This window comes from Luteitalea sp. (assembly GCA_009377605.1).
Taxonomy (GTDB): Bacteria; Acidobacteriota; Vicinamibacteria; order Vicinamibacterales; family Vicinamibacteraceae; genus WHTT01.
In genome coordinates, this window is sequence record WHTT01000303.1 from 1 (window position 1) to 612 (window position 612).

Genomic DNA, 612 nt, shown 5'->3' on the forward strand with positions numbered 1-612 from the left:
GAGCTCGTCGGGTACGACCGGCTCGTGACTTTCGACGAACAGCTCGGTCAAGCCGAGCATGCCGAGATGCCCCTTTCCCCGAACATCGAAGATCTTTCGCCTGTCGGGCGCGAGGATCTGAAACCTCGTCCATGGCTCGCCATCGACGAAAGCCTGAAGTCCGACGTCCTGGCCCGAGGCATTGTACTCAATGATGAGCCTCGCAGCGGAGAGCGGTATAGAGTGGCGCCGTAGGTCGGCATCCTGAGCAGCTGGATCGGCGATCGCACCCAAGATCGCAGCCGATCCGATCACAGCGAGGAGTGAGAATGTTGTCCGCTTCACGGTAGGTCTCCTTGAGTCTCATGCAGGAGGTCGCGACAGAACCGCGACTTGCACTGGCTTGCCTGTGACGCATCGCGCCCGTATGACTACGGCTTTCCGCGATGCGTGTCATCCGGCCAGTGACCGATGTGGAGACCTACGCGTCGATCATCCGCCCGGTTGTCGAGCGGATGTGAGGAGTACGAGCGTGAAATGTCGAATGTAGCCGATCCGCTGCTCCCGCCCCCCTAGATCCATCCCTAGATCCCTAGATCCCTAGATCCCTAGATCCCTAGATCCCTAGATCCC

The 612-nt window shown here is 60.0% G+C and carries 1 protein-coding gene; it reads right to left on the reverse strand.

What is annotated here, in order from left to right:
• Window positions 1-324 (reverse strand): hypothetical protein (locus GEV06_29045; protein ID MPZ21886.1); only part of this gene is annotated, 324 nt, incomplete at its 3' end.
• Window positions 325-612: the final 288 nt, after the last annotated feature.